We start from the raw sequence: 20,335 nt of genomic DNA on the forward strand, positions 1-20,335 counted from the left end.
TAAACTAGATGTTAGCGCTTAAATCAGCTCTGTTGGTAAGACCTGAGCTTAAATTCAACAAGTAAGCGATCATTATCTAACATTTAGAGCAATTTGTCTTCAGGATGTAGGAGTACGCATGGAGTTCAGTGTTAAAAGTGGCAGTCCAGAGAAACAACGTAGCGCATGTATCGTTGTTGGTGTGTTTGAACCACGTCGCCTTTCTCCAGTAGCCGAACAACTTGATAAAATCAGTGACGGTTACATCAGTTCACTACTTCGCCGTGGTGATCTAGAGGGTAAACCTGGTCAGATGCTACTACTGCATCAAGTACCAGGTGTTTTGTCAGAGCGCGTTCTACTTGTAGGTTGTGGTAAAGAACGTGAACTCGGCGAGCGCCAGTACAAGGAAATCATTCAAAAGACGATCAGCACACTTAACGAAACCGGTTCAATGGAAGCAGTATGTTTCCTAACTGAACTGCACGTTAAAGGTCGCGATACGTACTGGAAAGTACGTCAAGCAGTTGAAGCGACTAAAGATGGTCTTTACACATTTAACCAGTTCAAGAGCGTTAAGCCAGAAACTCGTCGTCCACTGCGTAAGCTAGTGTTCAACGTACCAACGCGTCGTGAACTGAACCTAGGTGAAAAAGCAATCACCCATGGTCTAGCTATTTCTTCTGGTGTGAAAGCATCAAAAGATCTTGGCAACATGCCACCAAACGTAGCAAACCCAGCTTACTTAGCCTCTCAAGCTCGTCGCCTTGCTGACGATTACGAAACCGTAACCACCAAGATCATTGGTGAGCAAGAGATGGAAAAACTGGGCATGACATCTTACCTAGCAGTAGGTCGTGGTTCGAAGAACGAATCTATGATGTCGATTATCGAATACAAGGGTAACCCAGAGTCAGAAGCAAAACCTATCGTTCTCGTCGGTAAAGGTCTGACGTTCGATTCAGGCGGTATCTCTCTAAAACCTGGTGAAGGTATGGATGAGATGAAGTACGACATGTGTGGTGCTGCGTCTGTATTCGGTACAATGAAAGCGCTAGCGAAGCTAAACCTACCAATCAACGTTATTGGTGTTCTAGCAGGCTGTGAAAACATGCCAGGCAGCAACGCTTACCGTCCAGGTGACATCCTAACAACCATGTCTGGTCAAACTGTAGAAGTTCTGAACACGGATGCGGAAGGTCGTCTTGTTCTTTGTGACGCACTGACTTACGTAGAGCGTTTCGAACCAGACTGCGTAGTTGACGTTGCAACGCTAACGGGAGCTTGTGTTATCGCACTAGGCCACCACATCAGCGGCGTAATATCTAACCACAACCCACTTTCTCATGAGCTAGTAAACGCTTCTGAGCAAGCAAGTGACCGTGCATGGCGTCTACCAATGGCAGACGAGTACCATGAGCAGCTGAAGAGTCCATTTGCTGATATGGCAAACATTGGTGGTCGTCCTGCAGGCACTATCACCGCAGGTTGCTTCCTGTCTAAGTTTGCTAAGAAGTACAACTGGGCACACGTCGATATCGCGGGTACAGCTTGGAAGTCAGGCGCAGCGAAAGGCTCAACGGGCCGTCCTGTCTCAATGCTTGTCCAATTCCTTTTGAACCGCAGCGGCCAAGAGACTGAAGAGTAATTTCTGAACACTATCTAAAAGGGCCGCAAGGCCCTTTTTTATTACCCCGATTTTCTTGAGAGAGAATAGGAATGTAAAATGGTCTAAGGATGAGACCAATGGCAAGTGAGAGAATGATGCAAACTGCAACCTTCTACATCATTAAAGAAGAGAGCCCTCAAGCAACAAAGACGGGCTTTGAACAATACATCGTATTCTTGGCTCAGCACTTTGCTCGCCAAGGAGCTAAAGTGTATTTGAACTGCCAAGATAAGTCGCACGCCGAACAACTGGCCGAGGCTTTTTGGCAAATTGATGCAGATAAGTTCATGGCTCATAATCTCGTAGGTGAAGGACCGAAATACGCCACCAATATTGAGATCGGCCATGAAGGCGTAAAACCTAATTGGAATCGTCAATTGGTAATTAATTTGGCGGAAAATGAGACAACCTTTGCGAACAAGTTTGCTCAAGTGGTAGACTTCGTGCCTTGCGAAGAAAAAGCTAAACAGGTCGCAAGAGAAAGGTATAAAATTTACCGTCAAGCAGGTTATCAACTGCAAACGATCGAAATTCAATATCCTTAACGGTCAATCCTTATAGTTAAGGCGATCTTGTTAAGATCCCTCACTTATAAAGATTGACTTAGATTCAACCATCAACGTATCCATTAAAAGAGCGCTATGGAAAAGACATACAACCCAACTTCAATTGAACAAGCTCTGTATCAGACTTGGGAAGAGCAAGGCTACTTTAAGCCACACGGTGACACTACTAAAGAATCATACAGCATCATGATCCCGCCACCGAACGTCACTGGTAGCCTACACATGGGCCACGCGTTCCAAGATACGATCATGGATACGCTTATCCGTTGTGAGCGCATGAAGGGTAAAAACACTCTTTGGCAAGTAGGTACGGACCACGCAGGTATCGCAACTCAGATGGTTGTTGAGCGTAAGATCGCTGCAGAAGAAGGCAAAACAAAACACGATTACGGCCGTGAAGCTTTCATCGACAAAATCTGGGAATGGAAAGGCGAATCTGGCGGTACTATCACTAAGCAGCTTCGTCGCCTTGGCGCATCTGTAGACTGGGACCGTGAGCGCTTTACGATGGACGATGGTCTATCTAACGCCGTTCAAGAAGTGTTCGTACGTCTATACGAAGACGATCTAATCTACCGCGGTAAGCGTCTAGTTAACTGGGATCCAAAGCTACACACAGCGATTTCAGATCTAGAAGTAGAGAACAAAGACACTAAAGGCAACATGTGGCACTTCCGCTACCCACTAGCAGATGGCGTTAAAACAGCGGATGGCAAAGACTACATCGTTGTGGCTACGACTCGTCCAGAGACCATGCTAGGCGATACTGGTGTTGCGGTTAACCCAGAAGATCCACGTTACAAAGATCTTATCGGTAAAGACATCATCCTTCCTATCGTTGAACGTCGCATTCCAATCGTGGGCGATGAGCACGCAGATATGGAAAAAGGTACTGGCTGTGTGAAAATCACACCTGCGCACGACTTCAACGACTACGAAGTTGGTAAGCGCCACCAGCTACCAATGATCAACATTCTGACTTTCGACGCAAATATCCGTGCTGCATCTGAAGTCTTCAACACTAACGGTGAAGCAAGCGACGCCTACAGTACTGAGCTACCAGCTAAGTACCACGGTATGGAGCGTTTTGCCGCTCGTAAAGCTATCGTTGCTGAATTCGACGAGCTAGGTCTACTTGAAGAAGTGAAAGATCACGATCTACAAGTTCCTTACGGCGACCGTGGTGGAGTGGTTATCGAACCAATGCTAACTGACCAATGGTACGTACGTACTGCACCTCTAGCGAAAACAGCGGTTGAAGCAGTAGAAAACGGCGACATCCAATTCGTTCCTAAGCAATACGAAAACATGTACTTCTCTTGGATGCGTGACGTTCAAGACTGGTGTATCTCTCGTCAACTATGGTGGGGTCACCGCATCCCAGCTTGGTACGACAACCAAGGTAATGTTTACGTAGGTCGTGACGAAGAAGAAGTTCGTAAGAACAACAACCTAGAGTCAGTAATTGAACTACACCAAGACGAAGACGTACTGGATACATGGTTCTCTTCTGCACTATGGACGTTCGGTACTCAAGGTTGGCCAGAGCAAACTGACGATCTGAAAGTATTCCACCCTTCAGACGTACTAGTAACTGGTTTCGACATCATCTTCTTCTGGGTTGCGCGCATGATCATGATGACCATGCACTTCGTGAAAGACGAAAACGGCAAACCACAAGTACCATTTAAGACAGTTTACGTTACTGGTCTAATCCGTGACGAAAACGGCGACAAGATGTCTAAGTCGAAAGGTAACGTACTTGACCCAATCGACATGATCGATGGTATCGACCTAGAGTCTCTAGTAGAGAAGCGTTGTGGCAACATGATGCAGCCTCAGCTAGCGAAGAAAATCGAGAAGAACACTCGTAAGACGTTTGAAAACGGTATCGAAGCATACGGTACAGACGCACTACGTTTCACTCTTGCAGCAATGGCATCAACAGGTCGCGATATCAACTGGGATATGAAGCGTCTTGAGGGTTACCGTAACTTCTGTAACAAACTATGGAACGCAAGCCGTTACGTAATGATGAACACAGAAGAGCAAGATTGTGGCTTCAACGGTGGTGAGATTGAATACTCACTAGCGGACAAGTGGATCGAGTCTCAGTTTGAACTTGCAGCGAAAGCGTTCAACAACCATATCGACAACTTCCGTCTAGATATGGCGTCTAACACGCTTTACGAATTCATCTGGAACCAATTCTGTGACTGGTACCTTGAGCTTACTAAGCCAGTTCTATGGAAAGGTACTGAAGCGCAACAGCGTGGTACTCGCCGTACACTAATCACGGTTCTTGAGAAGACTCTACGTCTAGCTCACCCAGTGATTCCTTACATCACTGAAACTATCTGGCAAAGCATCAAGCCACTAGTTGAAGGTGTAGAAGGTGAGACAATCATGCTGCAAGCACTGCCTCAATTCGACGAAGCAAACTTCAACCAAGAAGCGCTAGACGATATTGAATGGGTGAAAGCGTTCATTACCAGCATCCGTAACCTACGTGCTGAATACGACATCAACCCAGGTAAGCCGCTTGACGTTATGTTGAAAGCAGCAAACGCAGAAGACGCAGCGCGTCTAGAAGCAAACAAACAAGTTCTGATGTCTCTAGCGAAACTAGAATCTGTACGCGTACTTGCTGCTGACGAAGAAACGCCAGCGTGTGCAACAGCACTGGTTGCTAAGTCTGAGCTTATGATCCCAATGGCGGGTCTGATCGACAAAGACGCTGAGCTTGCTCGTCTAGATGGCGAAATCAAGAAAACTCACGGCGAAATCAAGCGTATCGAAGGCAAACTAGGTAACGAAGGCTTCGTAGCGAAAGCTCCTGAAGCGGTTGTTGCTAAAGAGCGTGAGAAGCTTGAAGGTTACAAAGAGACACTAGCTAAGCTGGAAGAGCAGAAGACAACGATCGCTGCACTTTAATCGCTAAAAGCTAGAATAAAAGAATCAAAGGGTTGGTGTGAAAGCATCAACCCTTTTTGCATTTTATTGCTCGGAAAGCTTTCAAAGATATTCACTACTCTCTCCTACTCTGCCTCATATTTAATAGTTTTTACCTATCAAACTAATCTTAACTGCCCATTAGATTTAATGATAATAATTCTCAATAATAGACCTATCGAAACAACACAACAATTGAGTAATTATCATGAAAAAGACACTAACCTTTGCAGCACTCCATTTTACTATCGCGTTTAGTGTCGCTTACGTGCTTACTGGCGACATTCTAATTGGTAGTTTAATTGCCATGATTGAGCCTTCAGTGAACACCGTCGCTTTCTACTTTCATGAAAAAGCATGGGCAAAAGTCCCTGCGCTTAAAGCTCGTCAGTGGATGACCAAAATAAAAACCGCAAGCTTTGCCACTATCCACTTCAGTGTTGCCTTTACCGTAGTTTACTTACTAACAGGTGATGCGTTTGTCGGCGGTATCATGGCAATGCTAGAGCCAAGCTTGAATACAGTAGCGTACTACTTCCACGAGAAAGTATGGATGCGTAGATCAGATAACCAAGCACCACAGTTCTGTCTGCACCAACACGCTTAAACATGGAGGCTCAATACGCCTCCTAACGAGCAAAATGACATTTACCATTGACAAAGTTGCGCACCGCAATTAATTTAATTGCGGTGCGCAACTTTATTTTTAGAGGTAAGTGATAATGAATGCTCGTCAACTCCGACACTATTCCCGTCAAGCCGTCCGATTGCTTGGTATGCTCGATAAGCAATGTGGCGACGTCGCTCTCACTCCAGTGCAAGCGCACGCGTTAGGTGAGATCCAACTGCAGCCGTTGACCATCAATCGACTAGCACAACAGCTCAATGTCGACAAGTCCAATGCAAGCCGCACCGTAACTGGGCTGATCAAATTAGGTTTAGTTGAGAGTATCGAAAACCCGAAAGACAAACGCAGTCAACTTGTGGCGCTTACAGAGCAAGGTCAACAGGCGTTATCGCAACTAGACCAACAGCAAAACAGCTTCTTTGAACAACTGCTTACCCAACTGGATGACAGCGAGCAAGAGCAACTCAAACTTGGTTTAGAGACTTACCTAAAAGGGCTAACAAAAGTGTGTCAGGCAGAGGAATACGTTCTTCGACCTCTTACCAAAGCAGATAACTCGCAAGTTGCAAACGTGATTCGCGCAGTCTCCGCAGAATACGGTTTAACCGCAGACAAAGGTTATGGTGTGGCCGATCCAACGCTTGATGACATGTACTCGGTTTACGACCAACAAGGCGCAGCTTACTGGGTAGTAGAGTACCAAGGCGAGATTGTGGGTGGCGGCGGCTTTGCACCTTTAGCTGGTGAGCCAAATGTGTGTGAGCTGCAAAAGATGTACTTCTTACCTCAAACACGAGGGCACGGCTTAGCCAAACGCATCGTCGCATTGAGCTTACAGCTAGCGAAACAGTTTGGGTATCAGCAGTGCTATTTAGAAACGACAGAATGTCTAAGAGAAGCGGTAGGCTTGTATGAAAAGCTAGGCTTTGAGCATCTCGATGCCCCGCTAGGACAAACAGGGCATGATGCATGTGAAGTCGTGATGCTTAAGACGCTATAGCGTTTTATCCCCAAACTTAAAGTACAAGATGGGTAACACAGAGCTCTTGGCTAAGTGCCACTGTAAATGCTTGGCGCTGCCCATCCAACTCCACTACGAGTTCGTAGAGATCTTTTGGATCGGGATCGTTAAGATCGGCATACTTTGGCGCTTCAATCTGGAATAAAGCACTCGCATGATCCGCTCGGACATCAATAGGAATATGGTAAGTCATGCCATTAAACTTAACCGATGCCGATACTAGACCCGGTGCAAAAGTTTGATAGTACAAGTCTACTTTAAACTCACAACCACCACCGTGGTGCCAAATCTGCTCGGTAGCCACGCGGTCTAAACGCACATTGCGAATAAACTGCAGGTACGGTTCTTGCCATACCCCTAAGCGCTCATCACTCTTTTGGTATTCATGATCCGCAAGTGAGCACAACTCCGGTTTATCCTCATCCAGCAGAAGATCTTCTTCTTCCTCGAGGAAAAGGATCTCAAAACGGTTGCGCCCCATCTGCATAAATGGACGAATGTCTTTTTTGTATATGCTTTGCGAACCGTCACAGTCGAACAATGCGACTCCGTTCAAACGCACTTCTGCATGGTAATCCACACCACCCAACACCATTTCTACCGCTGGAAATGCCATCATGGATTCATCCACTTCAATGTCGTGCATCAGGTGCCACTCTTGCTGACGAATCGCTTCTTCAGTCAGTTCAGCAGGCAATACCTGACTCAAAGGAGCAGGGAAAGTAATGTCATCCTGTGGGATAGAAAGGTCCGTCAGTGGAGAGACTTGCCATAAACCGGCGAGTGAGAGTTGCATATACACCTTGAGCTAGATCAATTTTCACGCATTATATACACAAGTAACTTAGGGTTACAGGCTATAAGCAGACAAACTCAATGAGAATTATTTATCGTTATCTTCGGTTATCATTTTCAAGGCACAAAAAAGCCAGCGATAAACGCTGGCTTTTTAGATTGAATAAGAGGATTACTCTTCGTCTTCATCATCTTCTTCAGGGTAAAGCGCATCTTCGCCTTCGTAGTAAGTACCCCAACCGTCGTAAATGATGTCGTATTTTTCTGCAAGGTGAATCAACTTCTCAACCTGTGCATCAATCGCTTCTGCGTTTAGTGCAGATTCCATTGTTGCATCACAGCAAAGCAGTTTGTTACCGTCTTCATCTTCTGTTTCTTCAGCTTCAAGCACTTCAAAGCCCATTTTGAATGCTTCCACAACCGCTTTCTCTAGCGTGTCGAAGTCTTCTGCAAATAGGTGGTGCTCGATTTCGTATAGTGAATCTGGATCGCTGCCGTCTTCTAGCAATGCTGCAATGATATCGCGAGTCTCTTCCTTTTGAATCTCAATTAATTCTTCTACTGATAGATATTCATCTTCGTGAGACATGTTTTGGCTCCAGATTAGTTACTTGATGAAAACACTATACTCAAGACTGAGTATGTTAATGCGGTGAAATATGGCACGGATTGCGATGAAAAGCCACAAACAAACACCAAACGGCTTGGATTCTTAACGAATATTCTTTCTCAAAAATCGAAACCTCGCTCACAGAAACAAAAAATTAACAAAAACAAGAAATCTTTAATATTCAGAAGATCCTAATCAAGTAAATTCGTCGAGATAGGAGAGTGCATTGCGTGTTTATGGCTATGAAGTGAATACACCAACAAGGCAATTAAAAATGCAAGCGAATAAAGAAAGCTTTAAAAATGCATATTTGAGAATAGTTATGCGCGTTTTATGCACTAACAATGTGAGTCTATTGAAAGCGAGTAAAAAGAATAAAAACGCACTTTTTAAATACTATGAACAAAGCTCTAAATATAGAATTTAAAAATGCAAAGCATTAATTTACAAAATATATCGCTAATAAAACCCAAAATATCGACATATAGAGTAAGTTCTAGGACTTGCATCTTTGCGGCAAGCTTGTCATAACTAATGGCTGGAAAATTTGTAAGGATACAAAATGAGCAAGCTGTACGTTGGATCAGAAGTTGGTCAACTTAGACGAGTGTTATTGAATCGCCCAGAGCGTGCCCTCACCCACCTCACCCCATCAAACTGTCACGAACTGTTATTTGACGATGTGCTCGCGGTAGAAGCTGCAGGGGAAGAGCACGATGCATTTGCCCGTACACTACGAGAGCAAGATGTCGAGGTGCTACTGCTACACGATTTGCTCGTAGAGACACTTGCCGTTCCTGAAGCAAAACAATGGTTGTTGAATACTCAAATCTCCGATTTCCGCTACGGTCCAACATTTGCTCGTGATTTGCGTCAATACTTTGCAGAAATGGATGACGAGCATCTTGCGACTATCTTTCTTGGTGGTTTGGCCTACTCTGAACTACCAATCAAATCCTCTTCGATGCTACCGAAAATGAAGCGTCCATTGGATTTCGTTATCGAACCTCTTCCGAACCACCTCTTTACCCGCGACACATCATGTTGGGTATACGGCGGCGTTTCTCTTAATCCAATGATGATGCCAGCGCGACAACGTGAGACCAACCATCTGCGCGCGATTTACCGTTGGCACCCAACTTTCGCAGGTCAAGATTTCATTAATTACTTCGGTGATGAAGACCTTCACTATGACAACGCAAACGTAGAAGGCGGTGATGTACTGGTTATCGGTAAAGGTGCCGTTTTGATTGGTATGTCTGAGCGTACAACCCCACAAGGTGTAGAAAACTTAGCGGCGAGTTTATTTAAATCTGGTCAGGCGAAAGAAGTGATTGCTATCGACCTACCAAAACACCGCTCGTGCATGCATCTTGATACGGTCATGACGCACATGGATGTGGACACTTTCTCGGTATACCCAGAAATCATGCGTAAAGATTTAGACACCTGGCGCCTAACACCTAAAGGCAACGGTGAAATGCATGTCGAAGCATCACACAACTATCTGCATGCCATCGAATCGGCACTTAGCTTAGATCAATTGAAGATCATCACAACGGGTGGTGACAGCTATGAAGCTGAACGAGAGCAATGGAACGATGCCAACAACGTACTGACGGTGAAACCTGGTGTTGTGATTGGTTACGAACGCAACGTCTACACTAACGAGAAGTACGACAAAGCTGGCATTGAAGTCCTGACTATTCCGGGTAACGAGCTTGGTCGCGGTCGTGGTGGTGCACGCTGTATGAGCTGCCCAATCGAACGTGATGATATTTGAGAAACCTCTCCCACCAAATAAAACCAATTGAGACTAAGGTTGATGTGAATGCATCAACCTTTTTTTGCTTTTAATTAAAATAATTATTCACAATAAAAGCATTTATATGTTTTAATGCTTTTATTCTTTATCAACCAAACGACCTAAGGGACGAGCTATGGCTTTCAATTTACGTAATCGCAACTTTTTGAAGCTATTGGATTTCTCAACTAAAGAGATCCAGTTCTTGCTCGAACTGTCCGCAGAGCTGAAAAAAGCTAAATATGCAGGAACAGAGCAGAAGAAACTTCAAGGTAAAAACATCGCGCTAATCTTTGAGAAATCTTCTACTCGTACCCGATGTGCGTTTGAAGTTGCTGCCTTTGACCAAGGCGCTCAGGTCTCTTACATCGGCCCTTCTGGTTCGCAGATTGGTCATAAGGAATCCATGAAAGACACCGCACGCGTTCTTGGTCGTATGTACGACGGCATCGAGTATCGTGGCTTTGGTCAATCTATTGTTGAAGAGCTCGGTACTTACGCAAGCGTCCCTGTTTGGAATGGTTTGACTGATGAGTTCCACCCTACCCAAATTCTTGCTGACTTCCTGACCATGCAAGAGCACGGGCGCGGTAAACAACTACATGAGATGACGTTTGCCTACCTTGGTGATGCTCGTAATAACATGGGTAACTCACTCATGGTTGGCGCAGCAAAAATGGGCATGGACATTCGCCTTGTAGCGCCAAAAGCCTTCTGGCCAGAAGAAGCATTAGTCGCAACTTGCCAAGAGATAGCCCAACAAACTGGCGCGAAGATCACGCTGACTGAAAACGTTGAAGAAGGCGTTAAAGGCTGTGACTTCTTATACACCGACGTTTGGGTCTCCATGGGCGAATCTGCTGAAGCTTGGGATGAGCGTGTTGCACTGATGACACCTTACCAAATCAATATGGATGTGATTAAGCAAACGAGTAACCCTCATGTGAAGTTCATGCACTGCCTGCCAGCCTTCCACAACGATGAAACGACTGTAGGTAAAGAGGTGGCAGAGAAATACGGCATGAAAGGACTAGAGGTAACGGAAGACGTGTTTGAATCAGAGTACTCCATCGTATTCGACGAAGCCGAAAACCGCATGCACACAATCAAAGCCGTGATGGTAGCAACGTTAGGAAGTTAGCCAATATTGGTTACAAAAAGCATGAGGTAATCGCTTGCGCTCACTAAAGTTAAGCGTATAATGCTCGGCAATTTGTCTGAGGATTATGAAATGACCAAGCCGATTGCTGACGTAAAAACGCGATTTGCTCTAGCTAAGCGACTACGCTTACGCGCTGTTATTTTCGTTAATTCTATTGAATTTTAAAACCTCCCCATTTGGGGAGGTTTTTTTATGTCCGAAATTCCACCAGGGTAATTTTGGGGATAGTCACCACTGTTATAGGGAAGAAGATCATGGCGAACTCGCTTTACCAGAAGCACATCATCTCTATTCCAGAGCTTTCACGTGAAGAACTGGAACTGATTGTAGAAACTGCAGGTCAGCTAAAAAAAGAACCTCGTCCAGAACTGATTAAAAACAAGGTTGTAGCGAGCTGTTTCTTTGAGCCATCCACACGTACTCGTCTGTCATTCGAAACAGCGATTCAACGTATTGGTGGCGATGTTATTGGTTTTGATAACGGTGGTAACACCTCTCTGGCGAAAAAAGGCGAGACACTGTCTGACTCAGTTCAAGTGATCTCTTCTTACGTCGATGCCTTCGTTATGCGCCACCCTCAAGAAGGTGCAGCGCGCTTGGCATCCGAGTTCTCTAACGGCGTTCCTGTGATTAACGCTGGTGACGGTGCCAACCAACACCCAACACAAACGCTACTCGACCTATACACGATTGCAGAAACACAAGGCCGTCTAGACAACCTGAACGTTGCGTTCGTTGGTGACCTAAAATACGGTCGCACCGTGCATTCTTTGACTCAAGCATTGGCGAAGTTCAATAACATTCGCTTCTTCTTTGTGGCACCTGAAGCGCTCGCGATGCCTGATTACCTATGTGAAGAACTCGATGAAGCAGGTATTCAATACAGCCTGCATACAGACATGGAAAGCGTGATTCCTGAACTAGACATTCTGTACATGACACGTGTACAGAAAGAGCGTTTCGATGAATCTGAATACGCGCACATCAAGTCAGCTTACATCCTAACAGCGGCACTACTAGAAGGTGCACGTGAGAACTTGAAAGTGCTACACCCACTGCCACGCGTGGATGAAATCACCACAGACGTCGACGTAACACCGCACGCTTACTACTTCCAACAAGCAGAAAATGGCGTGTACGCGCGCCAAGCATTGTTGGCATTGGTTCTAAACGAAACACTGTAATCGAGGGAGAAAAAGACATGACTAAAGAAACTCAATTGCAGGTAGAAGCAATCAAAAATGGCACAGTAATCGACCATATTCCAGCCCAAATTGGTATCAAAGTGTTGAAATTGTTCGATATGCACAACTCTTCTCAACGCGTAACGATTGGCCTTAATCTGCCATCATCCGCATTAGGTCATAAAGACTTGTTGAAGATCGAGAACGTGTTCATCAACGAAGAGCAAGCAAGCAAATTGGCACTATACGCACCACACGCTACGGTTAACCAAATCGAAAATTACGAAGTGGTAAAAAAGCTGGCACTAGAGCTTCCTGAACGTATCAATAACGTATTTGAGTGCCCAAACACGAACTGCATTACGCATAACGAACCAGTTGCGAGCAGCTTCCAAGTATTCGAGAAGAAGGAAGAAATCCGTCTGAAGTGTAAATACTGTGAGAAAGTCTTCGCTCGTGAGATCGTCACTGAACGTTAATTTCCCGCTTCAATTCTTGCTAACGATAAATTGACTGATACCCCGCCCGTGCGGGGTATTTTGCTCTTTACGTGCTTCATGTTTAAAGGCACACTGATTCTTCTTAAGAACGCTCAAATTGTTTGAGTACACTCTTTATTCCCCTAAACAGATGGAACAATTCAAATGACGAAAGTACTTCACACTGAGTCTGCACCAGCAGCAATCGGTCCTTACGTTCAAGGCGTAGATCTAGGTAACATGGTTCTAACTTCTGGCCAAATCCCAGTAAACCCAGCAACAGGTGAAGTGTCTGCGGACATCGCAGAGCAAGCACGTCAATCTCTAGAAAACGTGAAAGCAGTGGTTGAAGCTTCAGGCCTCAAAGTCACTGACATCGTAAAAATGACGGTATTCGTTAAAGACCTAAACGACTTCGGTACTGTGAACGAAGTTTACGGCAAGTTCTTCGATGAGCACGAAGTAGCAAACTACCCAGCACGTTCTTGTGTCGAAGTAGCTCGCCTACCAAAAGATGTTGGCATCGAGATTGAAGCAATCGCCGTTCGTAAATAATTGCGCTTGCTAAGAAACATAAAAAAACGGGTAGCTTAGGCTACCCGTTTTTTATTGTCTTTTTGTTGCAGTGTTCTATTTCAATTTAAGCGGCATTACGCTGTTTTACTTCTTCATCCAGCGCTTCTAGCTTCGCTTTCATTTGATCGCGACAGGTGTTTGCAAGTTCACGAACGCCTTCTTTGCCATAGCCTTCAGAGCTGATTGGTGGCAGCATTTCAATGATGACATGACCGTTATTCCAACGGTTCAATTTAATGTGATCAGTTGAACTACACACGATCGGAATGATTGGCACCTCTGCGCCGATAGCAGCATGGAATGCGCCGGTTTTAAATGGCAGTAAGCCACGGCCACGTGAGCGCGTCCCTTCTGGGAACATCCATACTGAAACGTCACTCTGCTTAATGCTATCAACTACTTGATCAATAGTGCCCTTAGCTTTAGAACGGTTACCACGGTCAATTAAAATGTTACCCGTTAGCCAGTAAAGCTGACCAAATAGTGGCATCCACGCTAAGCTTTTTTTACCTACCGTCACGACTTTTGGTGTCACTGCTGAAGATACAGTAAACAAATCCCAGTTGTTTTGGTGGTTCGCGATGTAAACATGCTGACCACGAGAGTAAGCATCTTCAGGAATTCGTAATTCTAATTTGATTCCGAACACACGAGACATCTTGCCGAACAAGCGGCCAAAAGTGAAAACGTGCTTAGGATTTCGAGGACTTAATAGGCAGTAACCACAACCACCAATAAACATCACAATTGCGAAAATTGCGACAGCAAATACACGTAATAGTGCAATCATTGTTGTTCTCCAGGAACCGGCTTTACGCCAGATACAGCTATTGTTGGTTCTTTGGACATAGTCATCAGCTATGAAAGAGAGCGCGACATAAAAAAGCCGAAACCTGAGTTTCGGCTCTCTTTATATCGAAGTCAACTGCGATGCAGTTTAACCCGCCTCACTCACGCGCTCAATATTTGCGCCAAGAGCAGACAGTTTATTTTCGATTTTGTCGTAACCACGATCGATGTGGTAAATACGATCAACGATGGTTTCGCCTTTCGCGATACAACCTGCAATCACCAAACTTGCCGAAGCTCGTAGGTCAGTGGCCATTACTTGCGCACCACTTAGAGAATCTACGTCACCACAGATGACTGTGTTACCTTCGATTTCCGCTTTTGCGCCCATGCGCATCAGTTCAGGTACGTGCATGAAACGGTTTTCAAAGATCGTTTCAGTAATTACGCCGCCGCCTTTCGCCATCATGTTTAATAGCGTGAATTGTGCTTGCATGTCAGTCGGGAAACCTGGGTGTGGGGCAGTACGAATGCTTACCGCTTTCAGTTCACGGTCCGTCATATCTACAGAAATCCAGTCTTCACCAGTCTCTACTAATGCGCCCGCTTCTTCTAGCTTCGCAAGTACCGCTTCTAACAAGTGACCGTTGGTGTTACGACACACAACTTTGCCGCCAGAAACAGCCGCAGCAACAAGGAACGTACCCGTTTCGATACGGTCAGCCACAACGTTGTGCTTACCGCCACCTAAACGCTCAACACCTTCAATAGTGATGGTGTCTGTGCCCGCGCCTGAAATTTTTGCGCCAAGCTTGTTTAGGAAGTCTGCTGTATCAACGATTTCAGGTTCACGCGCTGCATTATCTAGCGTTGTGGTACCTTCCGCTAACGCTGCCGCACACATGATAGTAATCGTTGCACCAACACTCACTTTGTCCATCACAATGTGAGCGCCTTTTAGACGGCCGTCCACTTCTGCTTTTACGTAACCATCTTCTAGTGTAATCGTTGCGCCAAGCTGCTCTAGACCTGTGATATGTAAATCAACAGGACGAGCGCCAATCGCACAGCCACCAGGTAGAGAAACTTGACCTTTACCAAAACGAGCCACCAGCGGACCAAGTGCCCAGATTGATGCACGCATGGTTTTCACCAAGTCGTAAGGTGCGCAGTATTCGTTGATGCTGCTTGGATCGACATGAACAGAACCATTACGGCTTACTTTTGCGCCCAAACGCTTAAGCAGTTCCATAGTAGTATCGATATCACGAAGGTGTGGCACATTCGCCACCTCTACTGGCTCTTCAGCCAAGATAGACGCAAACAAAATCGGCAGTGCTGCGTTTTTTGCACCTGAAATGGTCACTTCACCAACCAGTGGTTTATCTGACCCAATAACTCGAAACTTTTCCATCAATAAACCTTAAAGCGACATTAGCTTTTTATCACGAGCCCACTCTTCTGGAGTGAACGCTTTAATCGATAGCGCGTGAATGTCGTTACGCTGGATGTAATCCATCAGAGGACCGTAAATTAACTGCTGCTTCTTAACGCGGCTCATTCCATCGAAACAAGCATCAACAGCAACCACCTCATAGTGGCTACCTTCACCTTTTACATGCACTTCTTGAAGGTTTAGTGCTTCTTCTAGTAACTGTTGTACTTTTGCGCTATCCACAATTTACCCCTGATAATTCTGTATATGTTTGGCCACTAAAGATTCAACGTTGCTCAGCTGAAACAAAGTGCGCAATTGCGCCGGCACGAAACTGAGCATTATATGACAGTTTTGTTTTTTTGCATGCTCTAATAAGTGGATTAACATCACCATTCCCGCAGAGTCGACGCGCTCAATCTCTTCTAACGAGCATTCTAACTCGGTTTGAGATGGCTGCCATCGCTGCGCAACGGCCCACAAAGAAGGCACGGTATCTCGATCCAACGCCCCTGTAAGCTTAAGAATATCTGATTGTAAATGCCACTGAGAATGAGACTGCGCCATTACTTTGCTGCCTCGAAACGAATTGGCTGTGCCGCCAATTTTTCAAGATCTTTTGCTACCGCTAGGATACCGTCTTGACGAATCTTTGTATTCCACTCCGATTGCTTGCTTGAAAGTAAGCTAATACCTTCTGCAACCATATCGAATGCTAACCATTCACCAGTTTTCTTATCTTTACGCAATTTAAACTCAAGTTTGATGTTCGGACGCGGCGCGTCGATGATATCCACTTTAATGCTTGTAATGCGCTTAGATGGGTCTAACTTAGGTTCAGGGCCAAACTCGATTTGCTGGTCTGTGTATTGCGTTAAGACTTGTGCGTAAGACGTCACCAAGTAAGAACGAAATGCCTTAATAAACTCACCAACGTCTTCACGCTTCGCGCCTTTTAAGTTCGGACCAAGCAGTTTTAATGCCGCATAGCGATCGTTGACGTAAGGCATCAGCTCTTCTTCAACGATAGTCTTAAGCAAATTCGGATCTTGCTTAATTTGTGGCTGTTCAGCTTTCAAACGATCAAATGTCACTTCCGCAACTTGTCTCATCATTTGATAAGGCTGAGTTTTATCTACTTCTGCAGCCACTGCACCGAAAGCAGTAAATGCCGCTACGAAAGAAAGTAATAATCTAGAGAACATGGGTTATTCCTTACTCGTGTTGCCAGAATCGCCGGAGCCACCGATGCTGTATAGCACCTGTCCAATTAAGTCTTCTAAAACTAAGGCAGACTTGGTGTCTTCGATGGTATCACCATCAACTAACATTTCTTCATCATCAAAGATGAAACCCGGAACTAAGCCAATGTACTGCTCGCCAATCAATCCAGAAGTCAAAATTTGTAAACTAGAAGTTTCTGGGAATTGATTGTATTGACTGTTAATCGACAAGCTCACAATTGGAAGTAGGCTTTCAGGGTTAAGTGTAATATCACTCACACGACCAACCACAACGCCGCCAACTTTCACTGGTGAACGAACTTTTAAACTACCAATATTATCGAACTCAGCTTTCAGGGTATAAGTATTGCCAGAGCCAATGCTTTTTACGTCAGCAACCTGAAAAATCATCACAAGAATCGCGCAAATTCCTGCCAATACAAAGCTGCCAACCCATAATTCAGTTTTACGTGTTTGTTGCATGATTAATTCCCAAACATCAATGCGGTCAGTACAAAGTCTAGTCCCAGTACTGCTAAAGAAGAATGCACTACCGTGCGCGTCGTTGCTCGGCTGATCCCTTCCGAAGTCGGAATCGCGTCATAGCCATTAAAAAGAGCGATCCAAGTAACGGTAATCGCAAACACGATACATTTGATCATGCTGTTACCAATATCTTGGCCTAATTCTACTGACGACTGCATTGCCGCCCAAAAACTACCGTGGTCAACGCCTTTCCAATCAACGCCAACAATTTGAGCGCCCCAGATACCAATAGCCATGAAGATCATCGCCAACAGTGGCATGGAAATCACACCTGCCCAAAAACGAGGAGCGATAACGCGTTTAAGCGGGTCTACCGCCATCATTTCCATACTCGAAAGCTGCTCAGTGGCTTTCATCAAGCCGATTTCTGCGGTTAATGCAGACCCAGCTCGCCCAGCGAATAACAAGGCGGTTACCACAGGCCCTAGCTCACGCAATAGCGATAGAGAGACCATTTGCCCGAGACTGCCTTCCGCACCGTAGTCCACCAGCACGACATAGCCTTGTAAACTCAACACCATGCCGATAAACAAACCCGATACGACAATGATAGCCAGAGACTGCACACCAACGGAGTAAAGCTGCTTCACTAATAACGGGAAGTTTTTGACCGGTTGTGGTCGGGTTACCAAAGCACCAACCAACATTAGTGTCGCACGGCCAAAGGCTTCACAGATGGCCAACGTGCGTCTTCCTAATGAAGCGACAAATTGAATAAAACTATCGACCATCAAATAAATCCTTTTCGATACTTTGAGCGGGAAATCGGAACGGTACCGGACCATCCGCATCACCCAACAAGAATTGCTGCACGCGTGGATCTGGATTGGCTCTCAGATCTTGTGGCGTGCCAAAAGCAATGATTTTGCCATCGGCCATCAAATAAACCCAATCCGCAATACTCATCACTTCTGGTACATCGTGTGAAACGACAATCGAAGTCAGACCTAGCGCTCGATTCAAATTACTGATCAACTCAACTAATACGCCCATGGTGATCGGATCCTGACCAACAAACGGTTCATCATACATGATAAGGTTGGGATCGAGCGCAATCGCGCGTGCTAAAGCAGCTCGCCTAGCCATACCGCCAGAAAGTTCACTTGGCATCAACTTTGCGGCACCACGTAGACCTACGGCTTCAAGCTTAAGCAGCACCATAGTACGGATAAATTCTTCAGAGAGTTCTGTATGTTCACGTAAAGGAAAGGCAACATTATCGAAAACGTTCAAATCCGTGAACAGAGCGCCTGATTGGAACAACATGCTCATCTTCTTTCGAGCATGGTAAAGCTTCTTACGTGAGAGTGCTGGAATGTTATCGCCATCAAACCAGATCTCACCTTGTTCGGGGTACAACTGACCGCCAATTAAGCGTAACAGTGTCGTTTTACCGATCCCCGATGGCCCCATAATGGCCGTCACTTTCCCTTCTGGCACGTGTAAATCAACGCCATCAAAGATCTTACGTTCGCCTCGTGAAAAAGTGAGATTGTTAACGGTAACTAAATCGTTGTTCGACATACTATCTCTTCTACTGTTTGTGAGTTTGACTCACAGAGTCATCAGCCAACTCAACCCCGATTGTTTTCAAGATATTACGTCGAGAATATCCTAAAGTGACTTCGGTACACTTATTAGGCTGCAATCATAAGCACATTGAACTTGAATTAAAAGCACTGTTCAATTAAATAAAGCCGACCAAATTCAAGCAATTCTTCATAAAATATGACGAAATCAAAGGAAGGTGTTTAAATTCAACTCCAGATAAGCGGTATCAAATACAACACGCGATCGAGCAACAATTAAACACAATTTCGTTACTAACCTTTAATTTATTTGTTGTTTATCTTCCATTTTTGGCTGTGAAAGGTCAAAATTAGCGGTTACTCATTTCACTTATTTTTATTACTTAGGAATCATCATGCTCGAAGCCGTAGCGTTGCTTATCGTCGGTCTTGTTATACTTGTATGGAGTGCAGATAAACTTGTTTTTGGCTCTGCAGCTCTGGCCCGCAACGTCGGTATTTCACCTTTAGTGATCGGCATGACCATTTTGGCGATGGGTTCTTCTGCGCCAGAAATGATGGTTTCTGCAACCGCAGCATGGGACGGTAAAACCGACACAGCTGTCGGTAACGTTCTTGGCTCGAACATCGCCAACATCGCTTTAATTCTTGGTATCACCGCCATCATCAAACCACTTTCCATCAGCTCTGCTGTGGTTCGTCGAGAATTGCCATTGATGATAGCAGTAACCGTGCTGGCTGGTATTTTACTTTGGGATAACCACCTAGGTTTCTACGAAGGCGTATTGCTGTTTGTACTCTTTGCTGCGTTCCTATTTGCCATGTTGCAAATCAGCCGCAAAGAACAAAAAGCAGGTGATGCTTTTGTCGATGAACAAGAATCAGAAGTCCCTGAAGGTGTAAGTAATCCAAAAGCCGTTATGTGGGTTGTGATAGGTCTGATACTTCTACCTTTGGCAGCAAGCATGTTAGTCGACAACGCCGTCATCATTGCAAAACACTTTGGTATGAGTGATCTCGTTATCGGCCTTACTATCATTGCTATCGGCACTAGCCTACCGGAGCTTGCTGCATCTCTAGCGGGCGTTCTAAAGGGCGAAGACGATATGGCAGTGGGTAACATCATCGGTTCAAACGTTTTCAACATTTTGGCGGTAATGGGCCTACCGGGCATCATCAATCCTTCAATGCTAAGTGAATTTGCGATGGGTCGTGACTTTTGGGTTATGCTCGGCGTATCGCTACTGCTTGTGGCAATGTGTCTTGGTAAATCTCGCAGTATCAACCGTTTAGAAGGTTCAATCCTGTTTGTGTGTTTCTTAGGCTACCAAGTGTACCTATTCGCAAACATGGCCGCTTAATAACATAATAAGTAAAGACAAATTGGA

Annotated in this window: 22 protein-coding genes; 12 read left to right on the forward strand and 10 right to left on the reverse strand. The window is 45.2% G+C overall.

The annotated features are described in order from the left end of the window. Window positions 1-118 precede the first annotated feature (118 nt). The 5 genes from pepA (at window position 119) to L1076_RS23800 (ending at window position 6,794) form a co-directional block, all read left to right on the forward strand. Entirely contained in the window at window positions 119-1,627 is a 1,509-nt protein-coding gene (gene pepA / locus L1076_RS23780; RefSeq protein WP_010450385.1) for a leucyl aminopeptidase, read from the forward strand. 116 nt (window positions 1,628-1,743) lie between these two features. Then, complete coding sequence (locus L1076_RS23785; RefSeq protein WP_038864600.1) at window positions 1,744-2,193, forward strand: DNA polymerase III subunit chi; 450 nt, start codon at window positions 1,744-1,746, stop codon at window positions 2,191-2,193. Window positions 2,194-2,289: 96 nt separating this feature from the next. Further along, complete coding sequence (locus tag L1076_RS23790) at window positions 2,290-5,148, forward strand: valine--tRNA ligase (protein ID WP_039975709.1); 2,859 nt, start codon at window positions 2,290-2,292, stop codon at window positions 5,146-5,148. A gap of 226 nt (window positions 5,149-5,374) precedes the next feature. Beyond that, window positions 5,375-5,773: a DUF2061 domain-containing protein gene (locus tag L1076_RS23795; protein WP_042601054.1), complete on the forward strand. Its 399-nt coding sequence runs from the start codon at window positions 5,375-5,377 to the stop codon at window positions 5,771-5,773. A gap of 115 nt (window positions 5,774-5,888) precedes the next feature. Next, entirely contained in the window at window positions 5,889-6,794 is a 906-nt protein-coding gene (locus L1076_RS23800) for a bifunctional helix-turn-helix transcriptional regulator/GNAT family N-acetyltransferase (RefSeq protein ID WP_104026809.1), read from the forward strand. Window positions 6,795-6,810: 16 nt separating this feature from the next. On the opposite strand, the gene L1076_RS23805 is transcribed toward L1076_RS23800, so the two are convergent. Then, window positions 6,811-7,611, reverse strand: coding sequence for a hypothetical protein (locus tag L1076_RS23805; RefSeq protein ID WP_038864479.1), 801 nt, complete (start codon window positions 7,609-7,611; stop codon window positions 6,811-6,813). Between the two features lie 171 nt (window positions 7,612-7,782). Beyond that, the gene (gene rraB / locus L1076_RS23810; protein ID WP_237304619.1) at window positions 7,783-8,199 is read right to left on the reverse strand and encodes a ribonuclease E inhibitor RraB; all 417 of its coding nucleotides are present in this window, start codon (window positions 8,197-8,199) and stop codon (window positions 7,783-7,785) included. 583 nt (window positions 8,200-8,782) lie between these two features. Between rraB and arcA the strand changes: the two genes are divergently transcribed. The 6 genes from arcA to L1076_RS23835 all read left to right on the forward strand — a co-directional run bounded on the left by arcA (window position 8,783) and on the right by L1076_RS23835 (window position 13,404). Next, window positions 8,783-10,003, forward strand: coding sequence for an arginine deiminase (arcA, locus tag L1076_RS23815; protein ID WP_237304620.1), 1,221 nt, complete (start codon window positions 8,783-8,785; stop codon window positions 10,001-10,003). 157 nt (window positions 10,004-10,160) lie between these two features. Next, window positions 10,161-11,165 carry an ornithine carbamoyltransferase gene (locus L1076_RS23820; protein WP_237304621.1) on the forward strand — a complete coding sequence of 335 codons (1,005 nt, stop codon included), beginning with the start codon at window positions 10,161-10,163 and terminating at the stop codon, window positions 11,163-11,165. 60 nt (window positions 11,166-11,225) lie between these two features. After that, window positions 11,226-11,351 carry an aspartate carbamoyltransferase gene (locus L1076_RS27075; RefSeq protein ID WP_082037739.1) on the forward strand — a complete coding sequence of 42 codons (126 nt, stop codon included), beginning with the start codon at window positions 11,226-11,228 and terminating at the stop codon, window positions 11,349-11,351. 89 nt (window positions 11,352-11,440) lie between these two features. Then, complete coding sequence (pyrB, locus tag L1076_RS23825) at window positions 11,441-12,370, forward strand: aspartate carbamoyltransferase (RefSeq protein WP_005441998.1); 930 nt, start codon at window positions 11,441-11,443, stop codon at window positions 12,368-12,370. Between the two features lie 17 nt (window positions 12,371-12,387). Beyond that, window positions 12,388-12,849, forward strand: coding sequence for an aspartate carbamoyltransferase regulatory subunit (gene pyrI / locus L1076_RS23830; protein ID WP_038864489.1), 462 nt, complete (start codon window positions 12,388-12,390; stop codon window positions 12,847-12,849). Window positions 12,850-13,014: 165 nt separating this feature from the next. After that, window positions 13,015-13,404: a RidA family protein gene (locus tag L1076_RS23835; protein WP_005432832.1), complete on the forward strand. Its 390-nt coding sequence runs from the start codon at window positions 13,015-13,017 to the stop codon at window positions 13,402-13,404. 85 nt (window positions 13,405-13,489) lie between these two features. Here the strand turns inward: L1076_RS23835 and L1076_RS23840 are convergent, their stop codons facing one another. The 8 genes from L1076_RS23840 to mlaF all read right to left on the reverse strand — a co-directional run bounded on the left by L1076_RS23840 (window position 13,490) and on the right by mlaF (window position 18,942). After that, complete coding sequence (locus L1076_RS23840; RefSeq protein ID WP_038864490.1) at window positions 13,490-14,215, reverse strand: 1-acylglycerol-3-phosphate O-acyltransferase; 726 nt, start codon at window positions 14,213-14,215, stop codon at window positions 13,490-13,492. Between the two features lie 147 nt (window positions 14,216-14,362). Next, complete coding sequence (gene murA, locus L1076_RS23845; protein WP_038864493.1) at window positions 14,363-15,628, reverse strand: UDP-N-acetylglucosamine 1-carboxyvinyltransferase; 1,266 nt, start codon at window positions 15,626-15,628, stop codon at window positions 14,363-14,365. Between the two features lie 9 nt (window positions 15,629-15,637). Then, complete coding sequence (ibaG, locus tag L1076_RS23850) at window positions 15,638-15,892, reverse strand: BolA family iron metabolism protein IbaG (protein ID WP_005432865.1); 255 nt, start codon at window positions 15,890-15,892, stop codon at window positions 15,638-15,640. Window positions 15,893-15,895: 3 nt separating this feature from the next. Continuing rightward, window positions 15,896-16,216, reverse strand: a complete 321-nt coding sequence (locus tag L1076_RS23855; protein WP_038864494.1) for a lipid asymmetry maintenance protein MlaB — start codon at window positions 16,214-16,216, stop codon at window positions 15,896-15,898. Further along, window positions 16,216-16,854: a phospholipid-binding protein MlaC gene (gene mlaC / locus L1076_RS23860; protein WP_038864496.1), complete on the reverse strand. Its 639-nt coding sequence runs from the start codon at window positions 16,852-16,854 to the stop codon at window positions 16,216-16,218. The genes L1076_RS23855 and mlaC overlap by 1 nt, the downstream gene beginning before the upstream one ends. A 3-nt stretch (window positions 16,855-16,857) precedes the next feature. Further along, window positions 16,858-17,355 (reverse strand): outer membrane lipid asymmetry maintenance protein MlaD, encoded by a 498-nt coding sequence (mlaD, locus tag L1076_RS23865; protein WP_038879692.1) that lies wholly within the window; start codon window positions 17,353-17,355, stop codon window positions 16,858-16,860. Between the two features lie 2 nt (window positions 17,356-17,357). After that, on the reverse strand, window positions 17,358-18,149 hold the full coding sequence (mlaE, locus tag L1076_RS23870) for a lipid asymmetry maintenance ABC transporter permease subunit MlaE (protein WP_038879694.1): 792 nt from the start codon (window positions 18,147-18,149) through the stop codon (window positions 17,358-17,360). Next, window positions 18,139-18,942: a phospholipid ABC transporter ATP-binding protein MlaF gene (mlaF, locus tag L1076_RS23875; protein ID WP_237304622.1), complete on the reverse strand. Its 804-nt coding sequence runs from the start codon at window positions 18,940-18,942 to the stop codon at window positions 18,139-18,141. The genes mlaE and mlaF overlap by 11 nt, the downstream gene beginning before the upstream one ends. 400 nt (window positions 18,943-19,342) lie before the next feature. Here mlaF and L1076_RS23880 point away from each other — a divergent pair, with 400 nt between their 5' ends. Then, window positions 19,343-20,308 carry a calcium/sodium antiporter gene (locus L1076_RS23880; protein ID WP_038864502.1) on the forward strand — a complete coding sequence of 322 codons (966 nt, stop codon included), beginning with the start codon at window positions 19,343-19,345 and terminating at the stop codon, window positions 20,306-20,308. Window positions 20,309-20,335: the final 27 nt, after the last annotated feature.

It is taken from the genome of Vibrio sp. MMG023 (assembly GCF_021654215.1).
Classification (GTDB): domain Bacteria; phylum Pseudomonadota; class Gammaproteobacteria; order Enterobacterales; family Vibrionaceae; genus Vibrio; species Vibrio jasicida.

Excerpts from the sequence above, each read along its gene's own strand:
- mlaE (WP_038879694.1), bottom strand. The coding sequence starts at position 18,149 with ATGGTCGATAGTTTTATTCAATTTGTCGCTTCATTAGGAAGACGCACG.
- L1076_RS23855 (WP_038864494.1), bottom strand. The coding sequence starts at position 16,216 with ATGGCGCAGTCTCATTCTCAGTGGCATTTACAATCAGATATTCTTAAG.
- pyrI (WP_038864489.1), top strand. The coding sequence starts at position 12,388 with ATGACTAAAGAAACTCAATTGCAGGTAGAAGCAATCAAAAATGGCACA.
- pepA (WP_010450385.1), top strand. The coding sequence starts at position 119 with ATGGAGTTCAGTGTTAAAAGTGGCAGTCCAGAGAAACAACGTAGCGCA.
- L1076_RS23805 (WP_038864479.1), bottom strand. The coding sequence starts at position 7,611 with ATGCAACTCTCACTCGCCGGTTTATGGCAAGTCTCTCCACTGACGGAC.
- L1076_RS23840 (WP_038864490.1), bottom strand. The coding sequence starts at position 14,215 with ATGATTGCACTATTACGTGTATTTGCTGTCGCAATTTTCGCAATTGTG.
- L1076_RS23820 (WP_237304621.1), top strand. The coding sequence starts at position 10,161 with ATGGCTTTCAATTTACGTAATCGCAACTTTTTGAAGCTATTGGATTTC.
- L1076_RS23795 (WP_042601054.1), top strand. The coding sequence starts at position 5,375 with ATGAAAAAGACACTAACCTTTGCAGCACTCCATTTTACTATCGCGTTT.
- arcA (WP_237304620.1), top strand. The coding sequence starts at position 8,783 with ATGAGCAAGCTGTACGTTGGATCAGAAGTTGGTCAACTTAGACGAGTG.
- L1076_RS23835 (WP_005432832.1), top strand. The coding sequence starts at position 13,015 with ATGACGAAAGTACTTCACACTGAGTCTGCACCAGCAGCAATCGGTCCT.
- L1076_RS23785 (WP_038864600.1), top strand. The coding sequence starts at position 1,744 with ATGCAAACTGCAACCTTCTACATCATTAAAGAAGAGAGCCCTCAAGCA.
- L1076_RS23800 (WP_104026809.1), top strand. The coding sequence starts at position 5,889 with ATGAATGCTCGTCAACTCCGACACTATTCCCGTCAAGCCGTCCGATTG.
- L1076_RS27075 (WP_082037739.1), top strand. The coding sequence starts at position 11,226 with ATGCTCGGCAATTTGTCTGAGGATTATGAAATGACCAAGCCGATTGCT.
- mlaD (WP_038879692.1), bottom strand. The coding sequence starts at position 17,355 with ATGCAACAAACACGTAAAACTGAATTATGGGTTGGCAGCTTTGTATTG.
- L1076_RS23790 (WP_039975709.1), top strand. The coding sequence starts at position 2,290 with ATGGAAAAGACATACAACCCAACTTCAATTGAACAAGCTCTGTATCAG.
- L1076_RS23880 (WP_038864502.1), top strand. The coding sequence starts at position 19,343 with ATGCTCGAAGCCGTAGCGTTGCTTATCGTCGGTCTTGTTATACTTGTA.
- pyrB (WP_005441998.1), top strand. The coding sequence starts at position 11,441 with ATGGCGAACTCGCTTTACCAGAAGCACATCATCTCTATTCCAGAGCTT.
- mlaC (WP_038864496.1), bottom strand. The coding sequence starts at position 16,854 with ATGTTCTCTAGATTATTACTTTCTTTCGTAGCGGCATTTACTGCTTTC.
- murA (WP_038864493.1), bottom strand. The coding sequence starts at position 15,628 with ATGGAAAAGTTTCGAGTTATTGGGTCAGATAAACCACTGGTTGGTGAA.
- rraB (WP_237304619.1), bottom strand. The coding sequence starts at position 8,199 with ATGTCTCACGAAGATGAATATCTATCAGTAGAAGAATTAATTGAGATT.
- mlaF (WP_237304622.1), bottom strand. The coding sequence starts at position 18,942 with ATGTCGAACAACGATTTAGTTACCGTTAACAATCTCACTTTTTCACGA.